The 17986-nt window shown below is 34.6% G+C and carries 18 protein-coding genes and 1 riboswitch; of the genes, 10 read left to right on the top strand and 8 right to left on the bottom strand.

The genetic code is table 11. The features are described 5' to 3' along the window. Positions 1-170: 170 nt before the first annotated feature. On the top strand, positions 171-872 hold the full coding sequence (locus A6J74_RS28400) for a hypothetical protein (protein ID WP_000782529.1): 702 nt from the start codon (positions 171-173) through the stop codon (positions 870-872). Between the two features lie 67 nt (positions 873-939). Here A6J74_RS28400 and A6J74_RS28405 read toward each other — a convergent pair whose 3' ends face one another. Continuing rightward, positions 940-1875: a hypothetical protein gene (locus A6J74_RS28405; RefSeq protein ID WP_000790516.1), complete on the bottom strand. Its 936-nt coding sequence runs from the start codon at positions 1873-1875 to the stop codon at positions 940-942. 71 nt (positions 1876-1946) lie between these two features. Then, complete coding sequence (locus A6J74_RS28410; RefSeq protein WP_001056341.1) at positions 1947-2423, bottom strand: hypothetical protein; 477 nt, start codon at positions 2421-2423, stop codon at positions 1947-1949. 507 nt (positions 2424-2930) lie between these two features. On the opposite strand from A6J74_RS28410, the gene A6J74_RS28420 reads away from it, so the two are divergent. Next, the gene (locus A6J74_RS28420; RefSeq protein ID WP_098155443.1) at positions 2931-3983 is read left to right on the top strand and encodes a pyruvate kinase; all 1053 of its coding nucleotides are present in this window, start codon (positions 2931-2933) and stop codon (positions 3981-3983) included. A 73-nt stretch (positions 3984-4056) separates the two neighbouring features. Here A6J74_RS28420 and A6J74_RS28425 read toward each other — a convergent pair whose 3' ends face one another. Together A6J74_RS28425 and A6J74_RS28430 are read right to left on the bottom strand one after the other, a co-directional pair. Beyond that, entirely contained in the window at positions 4057-4341 is a 285-nt protein-coding gene (locus A6J74_RS28425) for a DUF1292 domain-containing protein (protein WP_002039126.1), read from the bottom strand. 157 nt (positions 4342-4498) lie between these two features. Then, on the bottom strand, positions 4499-5197 hold the full coding sequence (locus tag A6J74_RS28430) for an NAD(P)H-dependent oxidoreductase (RefSeq protein ID WP_073990651.1): 699 nt from the start codon (positions 5195-5197) through the stop codon (positions 4499-4501). A 110-nt stretch (positions 5198-5307) separates the two neighbouring features. Here A6J74_RS28430 and A6J74_RS28435 point away from each other — a divergent pair, with 110 nt between their 5' ends. Next, positions 5308-5688, top strand: a complete 381-nt coding sequence (locus tag A6J74_RS28435) for a winged helix-turn-helix transcriptional regulator (RefSeq protein ID WP_000340651.1) — start codon at positions 5308-5310, stop codon at positions 5686-5688. Between the two features lie 253 nt (positions 5689-5941). Here A6J74_RS28435 and A6J74_RS28440 read toward each other — a convergent pair whose 3' ends face one another. The 3 genes from A6J74_RS28440 to A6J74_RS28450 form a co-directional block, all read right to left on the bottom strand. Next, positions 5942-6535, bottom strand: coding sequence for a hypothetical protein (locus A6J74_RS28440; RefSeq protein WP_000914493.1), 594 nt, complete (start codon positions 6533-6535; stop codon positions 5942-5944). A 346-nt stretch (positions 6536-6881) separates the two neighbouring features. After that, the gene (locus A6J74_RS28445; protein WP_044810051.1) at positions 6882-7193 is read right to left on the bottom strand and encodes a hypothetical protein; all 312 of its coding nucleotides are present in this window, start codon (positions 7191-7193) and stop codon (positions 6882-6884) included. Positions 7194-7354: 161 nt separating this feature from the next. Further along, positions 7355-8632, bottom strand: coding sequence for a histidine--tRNA ligase (locus tag A6J74_RS28450; protein ID WP_000425307.1), 1278 nt, complete (start codon positions 8630-8632; stop codon positions 7355-7357). A 345-nt stretch (positions 8633-8977) separates the two neighbouring features. On the opposite strand from A6J74_RS28450, the gene ybaK reads away from it, so the two are divergent. From ybaK to A6J74_RS28470, 4 genes are all read left to right on the top strand, one after another. After that, positions 8978-9454 (top strand): Cys-tRNA(Pro) deacylase, encoded by a 477-nt coding sequence (gene ybaK / locus A6J74_RS28455; RefSeq protein WP_000710868.1) that lies wholly within the window; start codon positions 8978-8980, stop codon positions 9452-9454. A gap of 245 nt (positions 9455-9699) precedes the next feature. Beyond that, a riboswitch (purine riboswitch) is annotated at positions 9700-9803 on the top strand. Positions 9804-9979: 176 nt separating this feature from the next. Continuing rightward, a complete protein-coding gene (locus A6J74_RS28460) occupies positions 9980-10858 on the top strand; it encodes a 5'-methylthioadenosine/S-adenosylhomocysteine nucleosidase (RefSeq protein WP_000742447.1) in 879 nt (292 codons plus the stop codon). 216 nt (positions 10859-11074) lie between these two features. Then, the gene (locus A6J74_RS28465) at positions 11075-11431 is read left to right on the top strand and encodes a hypothetical protein (RefSeq protein WP_000896124.1); all 357 of its coding nucleotides are present in this window, start codon (positions 11075-11077) and stop codon (positions 11429-11431) included. A 476-nt stretch (positions 11432-11907) separates the two neighbouring features. Further along, on the top strand, positions 11908-12735 hold the full coding sequence (locus tag A6J74_RS28470; protein ID WP_002039134.1) for an endonuclease I family protein: 828 nt from the start codon (positions 11908-11910) through the stop codon (positions 12733-12735). Between the two features lie 153 nt (positions 12736-12888). Here A6J74_RS28470 and A6J74_RS28475 read toward each other — a convergent pair whose 3' ends face one another. Next, the gene (locus A6J74_RS28475; protein WP_001176941.1) at positions 12889-14319 is read right to left on the bottom strand and encodes a YfcC family protein; all 1431 of its coding nucleotides are present in this window, start codon (positions 14317-14319) and stop codon (positions 12889-12891) included. Between the two features lie 199 nt (positions 14320-14518). Here A6J74_RS28475 and rraA point away from each other — a divergent pair, with 199 nt between their 5' ends. From rraA to A6J74_RS28490, 3 genes are all read left to right on the top strand, one after another. Further along, on the top strand, positions 14519-14998 hold the full coding sequence (gene rraA / locus A6J74_RS28480) for a ribonuclease E activity regulator RraA (protein ID WP_000266041.1): 480 nt from the start codon (positions 14519-14521) through the stop codon (positions 14996-14998). Between the two features lie 338 nt (positions 14999-15336). Further along, positions 15337-17109, top strand: a complete 1773-nt coding sequence (locus tag A6J74_RS28485) for a DUF4430 domain-containing protein (RefSeq protein WP_001241039.1) — start codon at positions 15337-15339, stop codon at positions 17107-17109. Positions 17110-17165: 56 nt separating this feature from the next. After that, on the top strand, positions 17166-17972 hold the full coding sequence (locus A6J74_RS28490) for a DUF4430 domain-containing protein (protein ID WP_000041439.1): 807 nt from the start codon (positions 17166-17168) through the stop codon (positions 17970-17972). Positions 17973-17986: the final 14 nt, after the last annotated feature.

Here is a 17986-nt window from a genome sequence, read left to right on the forward strand (position 1 = left end):
GAAAAATGAAGTAGAAGAAACTCGAATATTCAAATCGGTTTATCAGTTTTTGTACGTATTATTATGAAGATTACTGTCGGAAAGATGGTGATTCGTATGAAAAGGGATTTTTTAAGGGGAAATAGAATCGTAAAGGGGAGGATAAATTAAGTAAACATAGGGGGATTTATATGAAAATGAAAAAGGTCGCTATCGCATCGATAACAATTGGTACAATGCTTACTATGGCAGCTTGTAGTCCATCAGCAGATAAAGAGGCAGAAAAGAAAGAGCAAGTAACAGCACAAAATGAAGGAGAAACAAAAACGACAAGTACAGATGAAGCGTCAAAAACAACGAAAGATACTGAAAAAGAAACAAATACTTCTTCAAATGAAAAAACAGATAAGGATGCAAAAAATACAAAAGAATCATCTGGAACAGAAAATAACGGCAAAACGACAAAAGAAAAAGAAACGACAGGAAAAACGAATGAGCAAACTACAAGTGGCAAAGCAACCGATCAAACTACTAGCGGGAAAACGACAGACCAAACGACAAGTGGAAAGACTACTAAAGATCCGAAGAAAAGTGTAGCTGTGAAAACAAATGTAAAAGAAGTTGTGGCATTAATTGAAAGCTTAGACAAGCAATTAGCTGCTAACCCTAAATTAGAAACAGTAAATAAACTTGGAAAACAAATTAATGAGAAGTGGGATGTCATTGAAAAAGAGTTGGAAGCATCACATCCGACGGATTCTAAAACAATCGGTCAAAGTATGTATCCGTTAATTGTAGGCGCGGAAAAAGAAAAGATCGATATTACGAAAATGAAGTCGTTAACGTCGAAAACGAAAAAAGATTTAAATCAGTTATTGACGAAGTTATCGTAGTATGAAAAAGCCTACTTGTGTGAGTAGGCTTTTTACGTTGTTGTAATTGTATAAAGTGGGAACATATTTATTTTTTATTTTCAATTACGATACGAAATGAACCGTATGCTTGTTGACTGACATAATGATCTTCACTAACTTTATAAGGAAATGGGAATGCGACTAGTTGAAAATTACTTTCCTGTTCCACTGTAGGTAGTGTGAAAGTAAAAGTTTGTCTCGTTTCTGGTGCCACTGTAGTATAAGCGACGTTTTTATTATGGAATAATTCAACTTGTTCCCAATCTTTAAAGGCCACGATTGCATAAGCTATTTCATCTTTTGTTTCATTTCCGTTCGATAAAGTTAATGTTTCACCTTCCTTTTCAGAAAATACCGTTTGTAATTTCTCTTCATTGCTCGTAACAAATAATGGCTCATAAAGACCATCTTTTAAAATAGTATGTGGCTGTATAGGGGTAAACTTTAATGTTTCACTTTCTTTATGAGGATGATGTATTGAATATCGCATACTTAAAATCTCTTCTAGTATAGACGCTTTATGTAAGTCATTATCTTTTAACTTATATTCAGGTTTTTTAATAATTAAAAAGGCTAATTCGCTTGCGTTAGGAGAAGTGTGTAAAGAGATTTTCGTAGTAATCGAACTATTTGGTTTCATATCGAAAGAGTAGTGTGATAGTTCATTTACAGTATTTTCTATTTTGAAAGGTTTTTGTACGTAATCTTCTAGAACAATTAATCCATACTTTCGGTCTTCGTCAATATTATGTATAAAGGATAACGATACGTTAATTGTATTATTCTCACTAGTAATTTCACTACCGTTGTTAATATGTTGGCCTTGATTATCCTTCAAGCCGTATGAAATAGTATTGGTTTGTTTCTCTCTCTTATTTTCTTTGGAAGGTGTATAAGGTTGTATAATTGAAGCATGGAACAAAACATACATTGTAAAGAAAGAAATAAGTAAAAAACCGATAATGATATATATATTTTTCATAAATAACACCTCAATATATTTAAAATATAAGAGAAAAAAGATATGCAAGATGCATATCTTTTTTCTCTTTCTTACCAGGAAGCTTTTGTTTCGTGATTCACATCATTATAACCATTTAATTTATAGGTATGATTACCAATAGCGTAATCATCTCCATAATAAACGCTTGTGTTGGTCGCTGTAGCACTTACATAAGATGATTTTTTTGCATTATTACTTTTCGTATTCACTAATGAGCCATCGCCATTGAAAGTCCTTGCTTTTGCATAAATATAGTCTTCGGTCGTAGTTGATTTCGATTTAGCAACTGCATATGGGTTACCAAAAAAGGGAGTATAGACGCTAATGTTAGAATCATTCTTAGGTGCAGCTGCAACAGTCAAACTAGAAACATTGGATGTTTTTGCTGATTGAATTGTATCAAAGTCAACTAAAACAGGCTGCTTGTCTGCAGCACCCACCTCTGAGGCACTTGCGTTATTAGTAAAACCAAAACCTAAAACCGCTAACCCTAAAGTTGTCACCGCTAAAGATTTTTTCATATTCACTAATTTTCCCACCTTTTTTAATTTTTGAGTTCGAACTCAACTCATACAATATACGAAAAATTCGAAACTCTCAACAACCTATCCGATACTTAACTTTTCTTTTACTTTTGATTTAACATATCTTCATTTTAATAATTTGAATATAGCTTTAACTGCTTAGCGAACATGGAAATAGGGTTACCAATATGAAATTCATGTAAATGTAGATTTACACTTATAGAAGAGCACATGAATGAAAAGTAGGGTGGTAATGAAAGAGAGTTAGAAGAATGTAATACAAAACAATCGGATTATGTATTCATTAATTGTAGCGGCGGAAAAAGAAAAGATAGTAAAGGAGAGTATTAACGGTAAAAACGAAACACGGTATAAATCAATCATGTACGAAGCAATTCTACGTTTGTATGTAGGATTACTTCGTTTGTAAAGTTTAAAGCTGTTATTGTATTCCCTATGTTATTTTTAAATTTTTGTGGGAAACCTATCTGAAAAAGGATGGTGGCAAGAATGACAATTGATCGAGTATGTACAATAGGACCAGCAAGTAATAATAAAGAAACGTTAGTGCAGTTAATAAAGAATGGTATGAAAATTGTTCGGCTAAATTTATCACATGGCACGCATGAAAGTCATAAAGACATCATTCGTTTAGTGAAATCTTTAGATGATTCTATTAAAATTTTAGGTGATGTGCAAGGTCCTAAAATAAGATTAGGTGAAATGAAGGAAGATCAAATTACACTTAAGGCCGGGGATTCTTTTCTTTTACATACGCAACCAGTCATAGGGAGTAATACAGAAGCAAGTGTGGATTATGTAGGTATTGCGAATGATGTGAAAGTAGACAGTAGAATTTTGATTAATGATGGAGAGGTTGAATTAATTGTTGAAAAGGTAAGTAAGGAAAAAATAGAAACAAAGATCAAAACAGGTGGTAATATCTCATCTCATAAGGGGGTGAATTTACCGGGTGCGACAGTTAGTTTACCGGCTATTACAGAGAAAGATAAAAAAGACATTCAATTTCTTTTAGAAGAGGATGTTAATTTTATTGCGTGTTCTTTCGTACGAAAACCTAGTCATATAAAGGAAATACGAAATTTTATACAAGAGCATAAAGAAACGTCCCCAAGTTTAATTGCAAAAATAGAAACGATGGAAGCAATCGAGAATTTTCAAGATATATGTAAAGAAGCAGATGGAATTATGATTGCAAGGGGGGATTTAGGAGTGGAATTGCCGTATCAAATTATTCCGCTTTTACAAAAAATGATGATTCGTGAATGTAATCGAACGAATATATATGTTATTACAGCAACACAAATGCTTCAATCTATGGTAGATCATTCTATTCCTACAAGGGCAGAGGTCACCGATGTTTTTCAAGCTGTACTAGACGGGACGAATGCAGTGATGCTTTCTGCTGAAAGTGCATCAGGAGAGCATCCAATCGAAAGTGTGAGAACACTACGTCTCGTTTCGGAATTTGCGGAGCAAGTTAAAAAAGATGGTCTTTTTGCGATGAAAGATGTACTGGAATGGCTGCATAAGTCTCTTTAATACATGTAGCTTGGTAAGTGATGAATAAAAAAAAGAGGGCGGATATGCATCCCCCTCGAGTTTTTAACGAATATTACTCTTGCTCTTCTTGCTCATCCAAAATCTTATCAAAAGCAGCCGATACTTTGTCAAACTCTTCGTCATTTTCGATGTATGAAAACTCATTATCTTCTTCTACTTTTAAAAAGAAGATATCAATGTCTTCCTCAGTTTCTGTTTGAATGTCTTCTACGAAGGCAACTGCAATATATTCTGCACCTTCGACATCCATCGCTCCAAGTACTTCTACTTCCTGATCCTCATTATTCTCATCACTAAGAGTAAACACTTCGCCAACTTCAATATCAGACATATTCATTCTCCTCCTGTTCGACTCTAAAAATAGAGTACTCAAACTGTATACATACTAACATATCTTTCCATGAAAAAACAAATTCATACGTAAGAAAACAACTGATTCTTCTTTAGTATGAGTATACAGCTATAAGGAGCATTATTTTTTGCGTGCTATGTTACTAAATCCATTCAACAATTATATCCGTAGTCTGTCTTGTTTTATCACGCTTTGGCTCTTCTTTACGGTAACCAAAGGCAACCATAACAGATACTTCAAAATTATCGTCTTTTACAATGCCTTCTTGACGAAGTAAAGAATCTACTTTCTCTTTATCAAATCCTTCTATTGGACAAGAGTCAATACCAATTTGAGCTGCACTCGTCATCATATTACCTAAAGCGATATAAGATTGTTTTGATGCCCAATCAAATACAGCACGGTCGGATTGTAATAAGTTAAAATCTGATTCCTGGAACTTTTTGAAGAATTCATATCTAATTTTTTGAGTGTCTTCAGGCAATCCAATAATATCGTTCATCATATATTTAATATAATCTGCATCATAATGCATATCTTTAATGTTTCTTGAAAGAACAATAACAAAGTGACTAGCTGTTGCAAGTTGCCCACCAGCACCCCATGAATATGGTTGTAGTTTTTCTCTTACTTCTTTATTTTGTACGATAACAAATTTCCAAGGTTCATATCCAAAAGAAGAAGGAGATAATCTGCCTGTTTCTAAAATGAAATTAAAATCCTCTTCTGAAATTTTTTGCATAGGATCGAACGCTTTACATGCATGTCTGAAATGAAAAGCCTCCATAATTTTTTCTTTTGTAATTTCTTTTATATTTGTCATAAAAGTTCCTCTTTTCATTAATTTATTTTGTAACCAAATTATATTTTTAAAGTAACATAGAAACAAGTACGCACATTTATGTGGTATAGTATCAAAAAAGATACTAATGTTAAGGGAAGGGATTTATTATGGATTGTTCAAACGAAAATAATATAAATTACCCATTTTTAAATAAATATTCTTGTCCAGTGGAAGCGATGGTTGAGGTCATTGGAGGGAAATGGAAAGGGGTTATTTTGTATCATTTATTAGATGGTACAAAGAGGTTTAATGAATTAAAAAGATTAAAACCTAATATCACACAAAGAATGTTAACACTGCAGCTTAGAGAACTTGAAGCAGATGGCATCATACATCGCGAAGTGTACCGCGAAGTACCTCCAAAAGTAGAATATTCGTTAACTGATCTTGGTGAATCACTTCGTCCAATGATTCTATTAATGATGGAATGGGCAACTCATAATATGGAGAAAGTTTTGGAAAGTAGAAATACACAAAATAAAAGTTAAGAGTTGAAATGGATATAGGAGAGATATGTGAAATAGTTGTAGAAATAAAAGGTGTTTCCATATGTGGAAACACCTTTTATCCCGCATTAACGGGCAGTAAGACCCCCCACCTCAAAATTCAGTGGAAGCAAAGAAGTTAGGTGGGGATCGGGCTGCCCGTAAAAGCCCGATTGGTGAAGGCTAATAATCAGTGGGGGATCAACAACCCCCCCACTGATTAAAGTTTCACTTTATTTCTATGTTTTTTACTTTTTTACTTTTTAACTTCAACTGCTGAAGTTAAAAAGTCACTCAAGTTTGCAGTTTTACCATACCAATCAGCGTGTCTAAAAACAACACCTTTTCCATATCCTTCAGTTGAAGTACGTTCCCATAGCGTTGTTGAATAGCTAGCAGTAGGAGCTGCTGTACGTACAGAAACAATTTGATTTTGCCAACTAGGAGACAAGTTTTTATAACCGCTACTTAGAGAAAAATACTCGCTACCTGTACGTTTATAGAAGTCTGTACTACCAGGTCCGCTCCCTCCAACACCAAGGGGAGTGATTGTATGATTCAACCTTTGTTTATCTTTTTCAATAAAAGACTCTAAACTTTCTTTGTTCGAAAATCCATAAGATAACCAGTCTCCATTTTGATTTTGTTTCGGTAGAACTAAAGTTATTTTTACGTCTTCCTTTGATGGAGCACCCAATTTGTGAAACGAATCTACAGCCTTTTCATCCACAGTTACATATTCGAAAGAGGCAATCGTATAATCCTTTTCGGTACTAGCTAATACTGATCCCAATCCTACAGTTAATGATGAAGCAGCTAACATTGCACCTACTACCAACTTTTTAAGCATGAATTCATCTCCTTTAAACTTAGATTTTTTTGTGTAACTAAAATGTATGTTAATTTGAGTTTATTGTAAATATTTAGAATTTTATAAAAATAAATCGGAATATTCTTTCATTAATCCAAAGTAAGGAATTCGCTTTTCTATTAAAAAAGGATCTACTTAAAAAGTAAATCCTTTTTGGATATTAGCAATAAGGCTAGAGTGTGCTACTGATTTTGCTCTTTGCCGATTCACCTCAAAACTTTACTGAAGCAAAGGAGTTAGCGGGAGGCGTGCTACTTGTGAAAAAGACTTTGGTGTGTGCTAATATAGACAACACCATCGGTAATAAAAATTTCGATTTATCCTACTATGAGTTAAAAACTTCATTTTTAGTAGTGGAAGTAGCGTCTAATAAAAGGAAGATTGCTGCTATAATATGTAGAACGATTGCTATATAAGGAAAGAAGGCAACTAGAGTAACGATAATACCGATATAATGAGGATACGTATTCATGCTTTCTTTTTTAGCTAATAAAAAAGTAGTGATATGTAAAACAATCAATAGTAGTAAAGGTATCCCATATAGGTTAACAAGACTTGGAAATAAATAATAACAAGGAAGTAATAAAAGATGATAGATCCCTGTAGTCCATTTTAGTGCTTGGATGTAGGTTTTCAAAGTTAATCAGCCTAAAACAATATATATCTATATATTACCAAAAATAATAGGTAATTGGATATTATATATTTGTAGTTTTGAGTAGATTATAATCATTTTATGTAAGCTAATTATAGGTTATCTATAAAATAGAAAAACCACCCAAACGAGGGTGGTTTTTATTATAAATAATTACTTAAAGAAGCAAGAGGAACCTTCACCCCACTACCTTCTTTCATATTTCTTAGCATAACGGTTTCTGCACTAAGTTCCTCTTCACCAATAATAAGTACATAAGGGATGTTCTCTTTATTGGCATAATTAAGGGCGCGTTTTAGTTTGCGTCCTGCTAGTTCAAGTTCGATTTTCAATGAAGTAGTGGATCGTAATTGCTGGGCAATTTGCAAGCATTGTAATTCTGTCCCGAGTGGGATAATAAATAAGTCCGCTGTAGAGGGTTTTGTTTCTTTCTGTGAGAGTGCTGTATAAATAACGTCTAAACCGAATGAAATACCGACTGTTGGATAGTTCATATTATCACCACGGAATGCTCCGATAATATTATCGTAACGACCACCACTACCGATGCTAGATGTAATCGAGCCATCTTTTAGAAAGATTTCATATACGGTACCTGTGTACATTGTGAGTCCTCGTGCTAAAAACGGATTGAATATAGCATTCTCGTTTATTCGAAGAGCAATTAAATATTGCTGTAATTGTTGTAATTCGTTTATTCCATCGGTAACGAGTTGATTATTGAAAGCTTCTTTAAAGTCAGCAATTGTAAGCTTTAGACAAGATAATACGGTATTACATATCGTATCAGCCATTTCTTCAGTAATTCCACGCCCCAATATATCTTTCCGTACACCATCAATCCCAATCTTTTCAATTTTGTCTAATGATAATATTACGTCACTCATTAATTCAGTAGGGATGTTAATCGCCTGAAGAATACCGTTTAATAATTTTCGGTTATTATATTGGATCGTTACTTCTAAGTTTAACGTTCGGAACAGTTCAAACGCCATGCTCATAAGTTCAGCTTCTGCCATGACAGACTCAACACCGACTATATCAACGTCGCATTGTATAAACTCACGAAATCTCCCTTGTTTAATCGGACCATCTCGAAATACTTTCCCAATTTCATACCGTTTAAAAGGTAGACGAATATTTGGATTCATCGCCACGACTTTTGCGAATGGAATTGTTAAATCGTAACGTAAAGCAAGCTCACGTTTTCCTTGATTTTGAAGTGTATATATTTCCTTTAAAATTTCATCACCACCGCCATACTTGTAAGACATAAGTTCATACATATTTAACGTAGGTGTCTCTAACGGTTTACAGCCATAACGTTCAAAAGTATCTTCACACGCTTTTTTAATTTTATTTCGCAGCACTTGCTCCTCTGGTAAATAGTCCTTTGTTCCTTTTACATTTTTCATTTCCACTGTAATCACTCCTTTTTTAAATTAAAAAAAGCTATGCGGGTATAAAAATACCCACATAGCTTTATGAACGCTTCGTGGGTAAACAGGAAAAGCCCTGTACCCACGAAGAAAAAATTTTCTTCGGATACACGGCGTTACGTATGATGATGAAGTTGGAAAGAAGTATTAAAATTTCGCATTACAAATCTATCCTTAACATAAGTTTTTCCAAATTATATCAGATGATTTTTGAAATATCAATATTTTCAGTTTTGAAAAATGCGTGAAGTTATGTAGAAGAAATGGAAAAGGGTGTATAATAAAAGAAAACTTAATAATATGAAATAACCTTTTAAGGAGAAGCACATGAAAAAAGATAAAACGAATGCGATGCGAATATTAGATAAAGAAAAAATTGAATATTCGATGATGTCATATGATCCAGACGATGGGAAAATTGATGGCGTGTCAGTAGCCGAGAAAATTGGACGAGAAGTGAGAGAAGTATATAAAACGTTAGTCGCTCAAGGGAATAGTAAAAATTATCATGTGTTTATCATTCCGGTAGATGAGGAACTGAATTTAAAAGCAGCGGCAAAAGCAGTTGGTGAAAAGAAAATTGAAATGATTCCAGTAAAAGATATTACGAAAGTGTCAGGATACATTCGCGGTGGTTGTTCACCAGTCGGAATGAAGAAGTTATTTTCTACATGTATCGATGAAAGCGCCCGATTACTTGAAACGATCATTGTAAGTGGCGGAAAAATTGGTATACAAATTGAGCTGAAAGTGGAAGATTTGGCGAAAGTAACGAGAGCGCAGTTTGGTGAGATAACGAAGTAAATATACATAGGGGAAGAAGTTCTAAATATTATGGAACTTCTTTTTATTTTAGATAGATGTTTCTTAACGGTTGTTGTAGGATGATCTAATTAAGTATACGGATTATGTTTTTTACGGTATAAAACATAAAAAAAAAGATTTTTTCAGTATAAAACATTTTAAATACGAACATTTTTAGGGTGAAATAAAATAATGTTCATATTTATATTGCTTCTATACTAATAGTTTGTTATATTATCCATATAATAATTTTGAATAACATCACTCGTATATACTCGGTAATATGGTCCGAGCGTTTCTACCTAGTTCCCAATGAAAGAACTGGACTACGGGTTAAAGTATTCGGTCGGTTTGTGTATGGAGCCGCTACCGTTCTATAATGAAGCATTGACCTCGTCTTTTGCTTCATTAACTTTGACTACCGTAGTTCTAGAAAGTAGAGATTCTTCTACAATTTCTAGAACTTTTTTGTTTGGACCAAAAGTATCGAGTATAGAAAACAACAAGAGAAAGAGGAGATTATTTATGAAGAAGAATACGTTGAAAAAATGTGCTGCCCTAGTAACTACTGCTGCATTGTCACTCTCGATACTTGCGGGATGTAATGCGAGTCCGAAACAAGTTGAGGCAAAAACCAATCAAAAACCAATCTTAATTCAAGGGCCAATGCCGATAGAAGCTGAAAGTTTTGCGAAAAGGTTGAAAAATGTGAAAGAAGAAAAATCTGGAACATTTGTATTTTATAAAGGAACTGTCGACAATTATCCTGTAATCGTTGCGAAAACAGGTAAAGGAATGGAAAATACAGCAGCTGCTACAGCAGTGGCTATTGAAAAATATAAGCCTATAGCGATTATTAACCAAGGAACATCGGGTGGCCATGATCCTAATTTAAACGTATTTGATATTGTGTTAGGAAAACAAGTTGCAAATATAGGTACATTAAAAACCACAAATATGGATGAGAATCAAGGGATTGAGCCAACAAAATGGATATCTATGGATTTAATGGCTTCTGAAGGAAGTGCAGGAGAAGATCCAAATGCTGAGAAAATCCGATACTACGAGGGAGATAAGGATTTACTTGCAGCAGCTAATGCAGTGAAAGATACATATACAAAAGGTAAAGTGGTTGAGGGTACGATAGGTTCAGCAGACGTTTGGAATAATGAAGTTGATAGAATTAAGTGGTTCCATACAAAATACGGTACATCTGTAGAAGAAATGGAAGGCGCTGCTGCAGCGCAAATCGCAAAAGCTTATGACGTACCATTTTTAGGAATTAGAGTATTATCTAACAATAAAACAAACGGCGGAAAATACAATCCAAATACAGCAGCGGCAAATCAAGAATATGTATATGAAGTAGTTAAAAAGTATATAGCTTCGATGCCAAATAAATAGAAGTAGTTGTATGCTCAACATAAATGTCAATTAGCTCCAAAAGTTTCCGAGACAGATAGATTTACCTTAGGAATGATAGTTGAAAAAGAAAAGCTTGTTTCTTATTGAAAAATATAAGAAATGAGCTTTTTTATTTAGAAAAAAATTGAGTAATTAGTTTATAGCGTTAATATATAACATTGAATATCGTAATAATATAATGGAGGTGAATGTAAAATGGCTTTTACTACAGGTCCTATTGAAAACTTGGGAAATCAACCTGCTAATGCAAATAGAGTTAGGGTGAAAATCCTTAACCGTACTGCTGGCCCGCTTACTGGAGTAGCTAGAGTTTTTAGACTTGACGGTTCAATAGTATTAATTGAACAGGTGAATTTCAATGTGAATTCTAATGCTTCTACTATTGAAACTCTAAGTTTAGTTCATCCTGCTTTTGGACAAGCATTAGAATATGAAGTTCAAATTGTTCCTAATCAACCTGGTGGACTATATAGTGTTTATGGAATAACAGCTGAAAGTGTTATCATTACTGCACAACGTGTTGTCAATGCAGAATTAACACAGTTTCTTTAATAAAAATAGATTGGTGCCTACATGGTATCCAATCTATTTTTGTACTTATTTTTCAGAGAAAGAAGAGTTTTACACAAAAAATAAAGACAGTTATGGAAAAAGGAAGAGCCGAGCTATCATCTCGATTTGTACGATTGCTGTCCTAGACTCTATCTGTTTTATTGCACGGTTTTCTTTGAAAAATTTATTAAATATGCATAATTGCATAAAAAAATTGAAATTTATAAGTTAACATTAAACTACTTTTTAATTGTAAAGAATAGTTTAATAATCTTTACTAGGGAAGGATATTCCTTGTGAAAAGTGAATTTGTTTGAAAAGTAGATAAACCAAAAGTATGGAAATGATACAGACTGAATAGGGGTTTGTATTAAATAAAAAGAGAAGGGGAATGGAGTTTTAAACGTTTTCGTAGTTTTAGGGAGAACATTTTTAGTAAATGACTTCAAATTATATTTTAAAGGGGAAATGGGTATATGAAGTTTCGAAATACAAAGCTTGCTATGGTTACACTATCTTCATTCTTTATTTTAGGTTCTGCATCTCTATCATTCACAGATACTATACATGGTGAAGTAGCTTCTGTATCACCACAAGAGATGACTGTAAAAAGCTATGACGATACATATTATAATAATGCAATAGGAAAAACGGGTTTGGAACTAAAGAAGGAACTTCATAATATTATTGATGATCATACAAAGTTATCATACAGTGCGGTTTGGGAAGCGCTAAGAGATACGGATGAAGATCCAAATAATAAAAACAATGTAATACTCTTATATACTGGGCGTTCGCAAGGGAAACTTACGAATGGTTCAGGAGTTAATAACTGGAACCGAGAGCATGTTTGGGCAAAATCTCATGGTGATTTTGGAACGGCTGCAGGACCTGGAACAGATCTGCATCATTTAAGAGCGACGGATGTATCTGTAAATAGTTCACGTGGAAATCTGGATTTTGATAATGGTGGTGTGAATCATTTGGAAGCGACAGAATGTAAATATGATAGTGATTCTTGGGAACCTCGTGATAGCGTAAAAGGAGACATCGCTAGAATGCTGTTTTACATGGCTGTTCGTTACGAAGGGGATAGCGGTGAAATAGATTTGGAACTAAATGAAAAGGTGAATAACAATAAAGATCCGTACATGGGGAAACTCTCTGTATTACTAAAATGGAATGAACAAGATCCGGTCGATGATTTAGAGCGAAAGCGTAATGAAATAATTTTTACAAAATATCAACATAATCGTAATCCTTTTATTGATCATCCGGAATGGGTAAATAAAATTTGGAACTAAGATTTGTAAAGGTATTATATTTTGTAAGAAGGGATTGATCATAATGATCAATCCCTTCTTACATCTATACTAGAATCAATAATTTTCATAGGATTGGAGATGAAAATAGAATAGATGTTTTTGTATCATCAAGTTAAGTATATTGTAAACCTTTTAGTACGGTCCCCACTCAATATTCACTCCAATAATAAGAAAAATAAGTCCAATGATAAACCAAATGAATGCAAGAGGAGCCATAAATCGAATCCATTTTCCGTAAGAAATGCCGCTAGCTGCGAGAACGCCCATTAAAACACCGGAAGTTGGATTTAAGCAGTTCACTACACCTTCGCCGAGCATAACAGCTTGTACTGTAACTTGGCGTGTAATGTGCATGAAATCAGCTAATGGAGCTAATATCGGAATGAAAATAACAGATTCTCCTGTCCCGGATGAAATGAGGAAATGTAATGCGGCACTACTTACATACATACCGATAACGCCAAATACAGGGCTATATCCTTCGAGAGACTGTGCGAGTTGATTAACAATTGTATCAAGTAATTTGCCTTGTTCTAGAATGACTGAAATAGAGCGAGCCATTCCGACGATCAAAGCACCGTATATGAGATTTTGGCAGCCTGCTAGAAAAGTAGAAGCGATATCGTTCGCTTTCATACCGCCTATTATTCCTGCTGTAATTGCGATGAAAATAAAAGTAGCGGTCATTTCTGCATCTGTCCAATGTAGTCGAAAAGCCCCTATTAAAAATACAATTAATGATAAAGCTGAGACGAGTAAAATTAATTTGTGACGTATTGTCCAAGGAACTTCAGTTTTCTCTATTTCTCTCTCTCTTGAAAGAGCATTACTTGGAAACCAGTTATCGCCGAGTATGCTTCCTTTATTCGATTTTTTTAAACGTTTTATATACCAATTAATATACAAAATGGTAGCAATTAAAAAAGAGATATAGATTGCTGTACGTAACCCAATCCCTGAAAACATCGGAAGTTCTGCGATTTTTTGTGAAATGCCTAAAGGTGAGGGAGATAATATAGTAGCATTAAAACCAGCATAAGTGCCTAAATAAATAATTGCTACGCCAACGATAGCGTCCCATTTCAATGTGCGTGCAACGATGATGCCGATGGGGATAAAGCCGATAACTGAGTTAACGATAATGCCAGTCGTTCCGAGAAGAGAAAAGAGTGCGGCGACAATACAAATGAAAAGTAATTGCTGATTCCGAAATTTGTTAATCACATGATAGATTAAACCGTCAAGAGCACCTGTTTTTTCAAGAATGGCAATGGCACCACCTGTAAATAAAATTAAGAAGATGATAGGAGCAGCAAGTGTCATTCCTTTTTCAATAGCGGTAAAAAAAGAAACAAACCCTACCGGTGATTGCGGAACAGAATGGTAACTTCCTGGTATTGTCGTTGTAACAGTCCCGTTTGTTACTCTTTTAAATTCTCCAGCAGGAACGAAATAAGTAGCTATGGCACAAAGTAAGGCAATAAAAAATAGTAGTACGTACGCGTCAGGCATTTTAAACTTTCGTTTACTAGGTTGTTTTTTTATCTCAGTTTGTAATTGCATAAAATCCCTCCTTTTTCACTTGGTTAATTTTTAATATTCTGAAATTTATCTGTGAAATAGATTATAATAAAGGTGACTTCTTAAGGCAATAGTTTTTCTGTCCTTTCCTGCACATACAAATTATTGCAACATTAGACAGGGAAACGAAAATAATCCAAGAATATGTTAAATAGAAAGTAAAAGGAAAAGAGGGAAAAAGATGTGGAAAACTACGGATCTATGTGATGAGTTTGAAAAGGAGTTACAAATATGTCGCCAGTCTTTTCGATCTTTTGGGAAGAAAGAACAATTCCACGGGAAAATTGCAACGGTGAAAGTGAAGGATGATAATGTACTAGTGAAGGAAGGATTACAAACATTACCAGAAGGAACGGTATTAGTTGTTGATGGTGGAGCGTCTACGAATTGTGCGTTACTCGGTGATAATTTGGCAGCTATTGCAGAGGAAAGAAAGCTGGCAGGAATTATTGTAAATGGATATGTTCGTGATTCTAGTGAACTAAAGAATATTAATATTGGTATTTTAGCGTTAGGGACGATGCCAAATAGAAGTGTAAAAGAAGGGAAAGGAGAACGAAATATTTCATTGCAATTTGGACAAGTAGAATGGAAGCCAAATGATTATGTTTATGTGGATGAAGATGGAGTCATTATTAGTGAAAAAAGTTTGCGTCGTTAAAGGTTAGTAAGTTACTATTCTTAGAAAATAAATCCGATAAAGCATGGACAAAATTCTTTGTCAATAGTAAAATAATACAGAAATTTAAAATTAACAGAATGTATAGGTTTATCGTTTTACGATAACTTAAATGGAAGTAAGTCGTGCCTAAAAAAGTGAATGTTATCACAATGATACGTTCATGAACAAAATTATTTTTCCTATACAAATATAGCGGCGAATGATGCGGGTAGGAGGTGTTGCACAGTTTGTTCGACACTTACAAAAAAAGAGTGTCAATTGCACGCCCTTGAAGGGTCTTTTTTTGTGTGAATAGTAGTAAGGGAGGAAATTTTGGGATGGCAATGTTGAAAAAATGGCTGCTTACGTCGTTAATGGCAGTTATACTTGTATTTGTTTCTTTTGCGAATACAGTACATATTACGTTTGCTGAAGGAAATACAGCAAAACTTGCAATTGTTGGTGAATCACAAAATGGCATTATGTTATGTCCGAAAGAAGAGCAAATTAAAGATGGGGAAACAGCTTTAAGTTTGCTGCAAAAAGTCATGGGGGACAAAGTAGAAGCTGAAACGATGTCGTTTGGAACGTATGTAAAAGGCATTGATGGGCTAATGGCCGGGGCTACAAGTGGCTGGCTGTATGATGTAAATGATAAATCTGCAGAAGTTGGAGCGGATAGTTATAAATTAAAATCTGGAGATGTTGTTGTTTTCCGTTTTGTTTCAGACTGGAGCAATATGAGTCAAGAAACATTACAACAAACATTAGATAAATTTGGTACTTGTAAAACGGTAGAAGAACCAAAAACAGATGATCCAAAACAAGAAAAACCAGAAGAACCAAAGACGGATGATCCAAAACAAGAGAAACCAGAAGAACCAAAGACGGATGATCCAAAACAAGAGAAACCAGAAGAGCCAAAAACAGATGATCCAAAACAGGAAAATCCAGATGGAACAAAAACACCAGAAAAACCAAAGCAAGAGAACATTCAAGTTCCAGCAGCGCAAGTAAACGAAGCAATTTCTAAAACGTCTGAAAAGATGTTACAAGATGGAATAGAGAGTGATTGGGTAGCTCTAGGGCTTTCTCGTTCTGGAAAGAATGTACCAATTGAGGCGCAATTAAATTATGTTAAGGCAGTAACAGAAAAAGTGGAAAAGCGTATAAATCGTTTTTCAGCAACAGATTTAGCTAGAACGATTATTATGATGAATGCAATGAGTGCAGACCCTAAAAAGGTAGGCGGACATAACTTAGTTCAAAAATTGTATGAATCTGATAAAGTAAATTCTGTTACAGGTTATACATTTGCGTTACTTGCCTTTGATACGAATAAATATGAAATTCCAGTCGAAGCAAAGTGGAATCGAGTTGCTTTAGTAGATGCAATTTTAAACACGCAACATACAGATGGTGGCTGGACTTATACTAGTTCAGGTAGTAAAGATAGTGCTAGTAGCGTCGATGTAACAGGTATGGTTTTATCCGCGTTAGCACCTTATCAAGATCGATCAGATGTGAAACCAGCTGTACAAAAAGCTGTTGCGTATTTATATACCGAACAGCTAAAAAATGGTGGTTTTTCTGCTGATGGACAAGAGAATTCTAATAGTACTGCGCAAGCAATTATTGGATTATCACTTGTTAAAGATGTAGATCAAAATCGTCTTCATAAGGCAGTGCAAAGTCTGCTGTCATATCAACTTCCAAATGGTGAATTTAAATGGTTACCAAGTGATCAAAATGGTAACGGAATGGCTACAGAGCAAGCTCTTTTAGCGTTAGTTCAATTTAAAGAAATCGGAAAGTCTATTTATGACTGGTCTAATGTAGGCGATGATGAAGTAATTAAGCCGAAACCGATTGAAGAGCCAGAAAATAAGGTAATAGAAAAAGAAATTACTGAAGAACCGAAAGAACAAAAACAAATACAACAAGAAACAAAAGATGAAGATGTAAAAGTTGTTGTAGATAATAAACCAGTTAAAAATGAAAACATGCTACCGAAAACAGGAGCATCTTCTCATAGTACAGCTACAGAAGTAGGTATGGGTGTATTATGTATTGCTTCTGCATATGTATTATGGAGACGTAAAGCAGCTTAACAAAAATTAGGAGCAATGATTTGCTCCTAATTTTTATATGAAAGGTGAGAGAGAACATGAGTAAGATGAAGTGGTTCATTTCTTTAATGCTTTCACTCGGGCTACTTGCCGGATGTGAAGAGGCGGCTGTAAAGCCGGAGAAGAAAGCAGAGCCAAAGCAAGAAGAGGTAGCAAAACAAGAAGAACCGAAAGAAGAAGTGAAACAGGAAGAGAAACAAGCTGAGCCGGAACAGAAACAACAAGAAGAGAAACAAGAACAAAAAGTAGCAGAGAAGCCGAAAGAGGAAAAGCCGCAGGAACAACCTGAAGTAAAGAAAGAAGAGAAACCTCAGGAGCAATCTGCTACTAAACAACCAGAACAACAAAAAGCACAAGAAGAGAAACAACAGCAACCGAAAGCACAGGAAGTAAAAGAAGAAGCAAAGGTTGTCAATCAGCCGAAAGAAACACCGAAGCAGGAGCAAAAGGTAGCTCCGAATAAAGAGAATAAAACGATACCGACTCCGCCCGTACCAACTCCTGAACCATCAAAACCAGATCCTGTAACGGTACCTAAACCACAAGCAAAACAAGTTACTATCTCCGTAAAAGGACATGAAGGATACTTATTAGGTGCGAAAAAGGTTGATGTACAAGAAGGCGATACTGTTTATAAAGTGTTGCAGCGTACAGGATTAGATGTTGATGCAAGTGGATCAAAAGATAGCATTTATGTAAAAGGTATTAATGATGTATATGAAAAAGATATTGCTGATACTAGTGGATGGAAATATCGTGTGAATGGTGCATTTCCGAACCGTAGTGCTGGTGTAGTTACAGTAAAACCAGGAGATACAATTGAGTGGGTATATGTATTAAAATAAGAAAGGCATTCGGT

Source organism: Bacillus sp. FDAARGOS_235, from assembly GCF_002073415.2.
In the GTDB taxonomy this organism is placed as follows: Bacteria; Bacillota; Bacilli; order Bacillales; family Bacillaceae_G; genus Bacillus_A; species Bacillus_A toyonensis.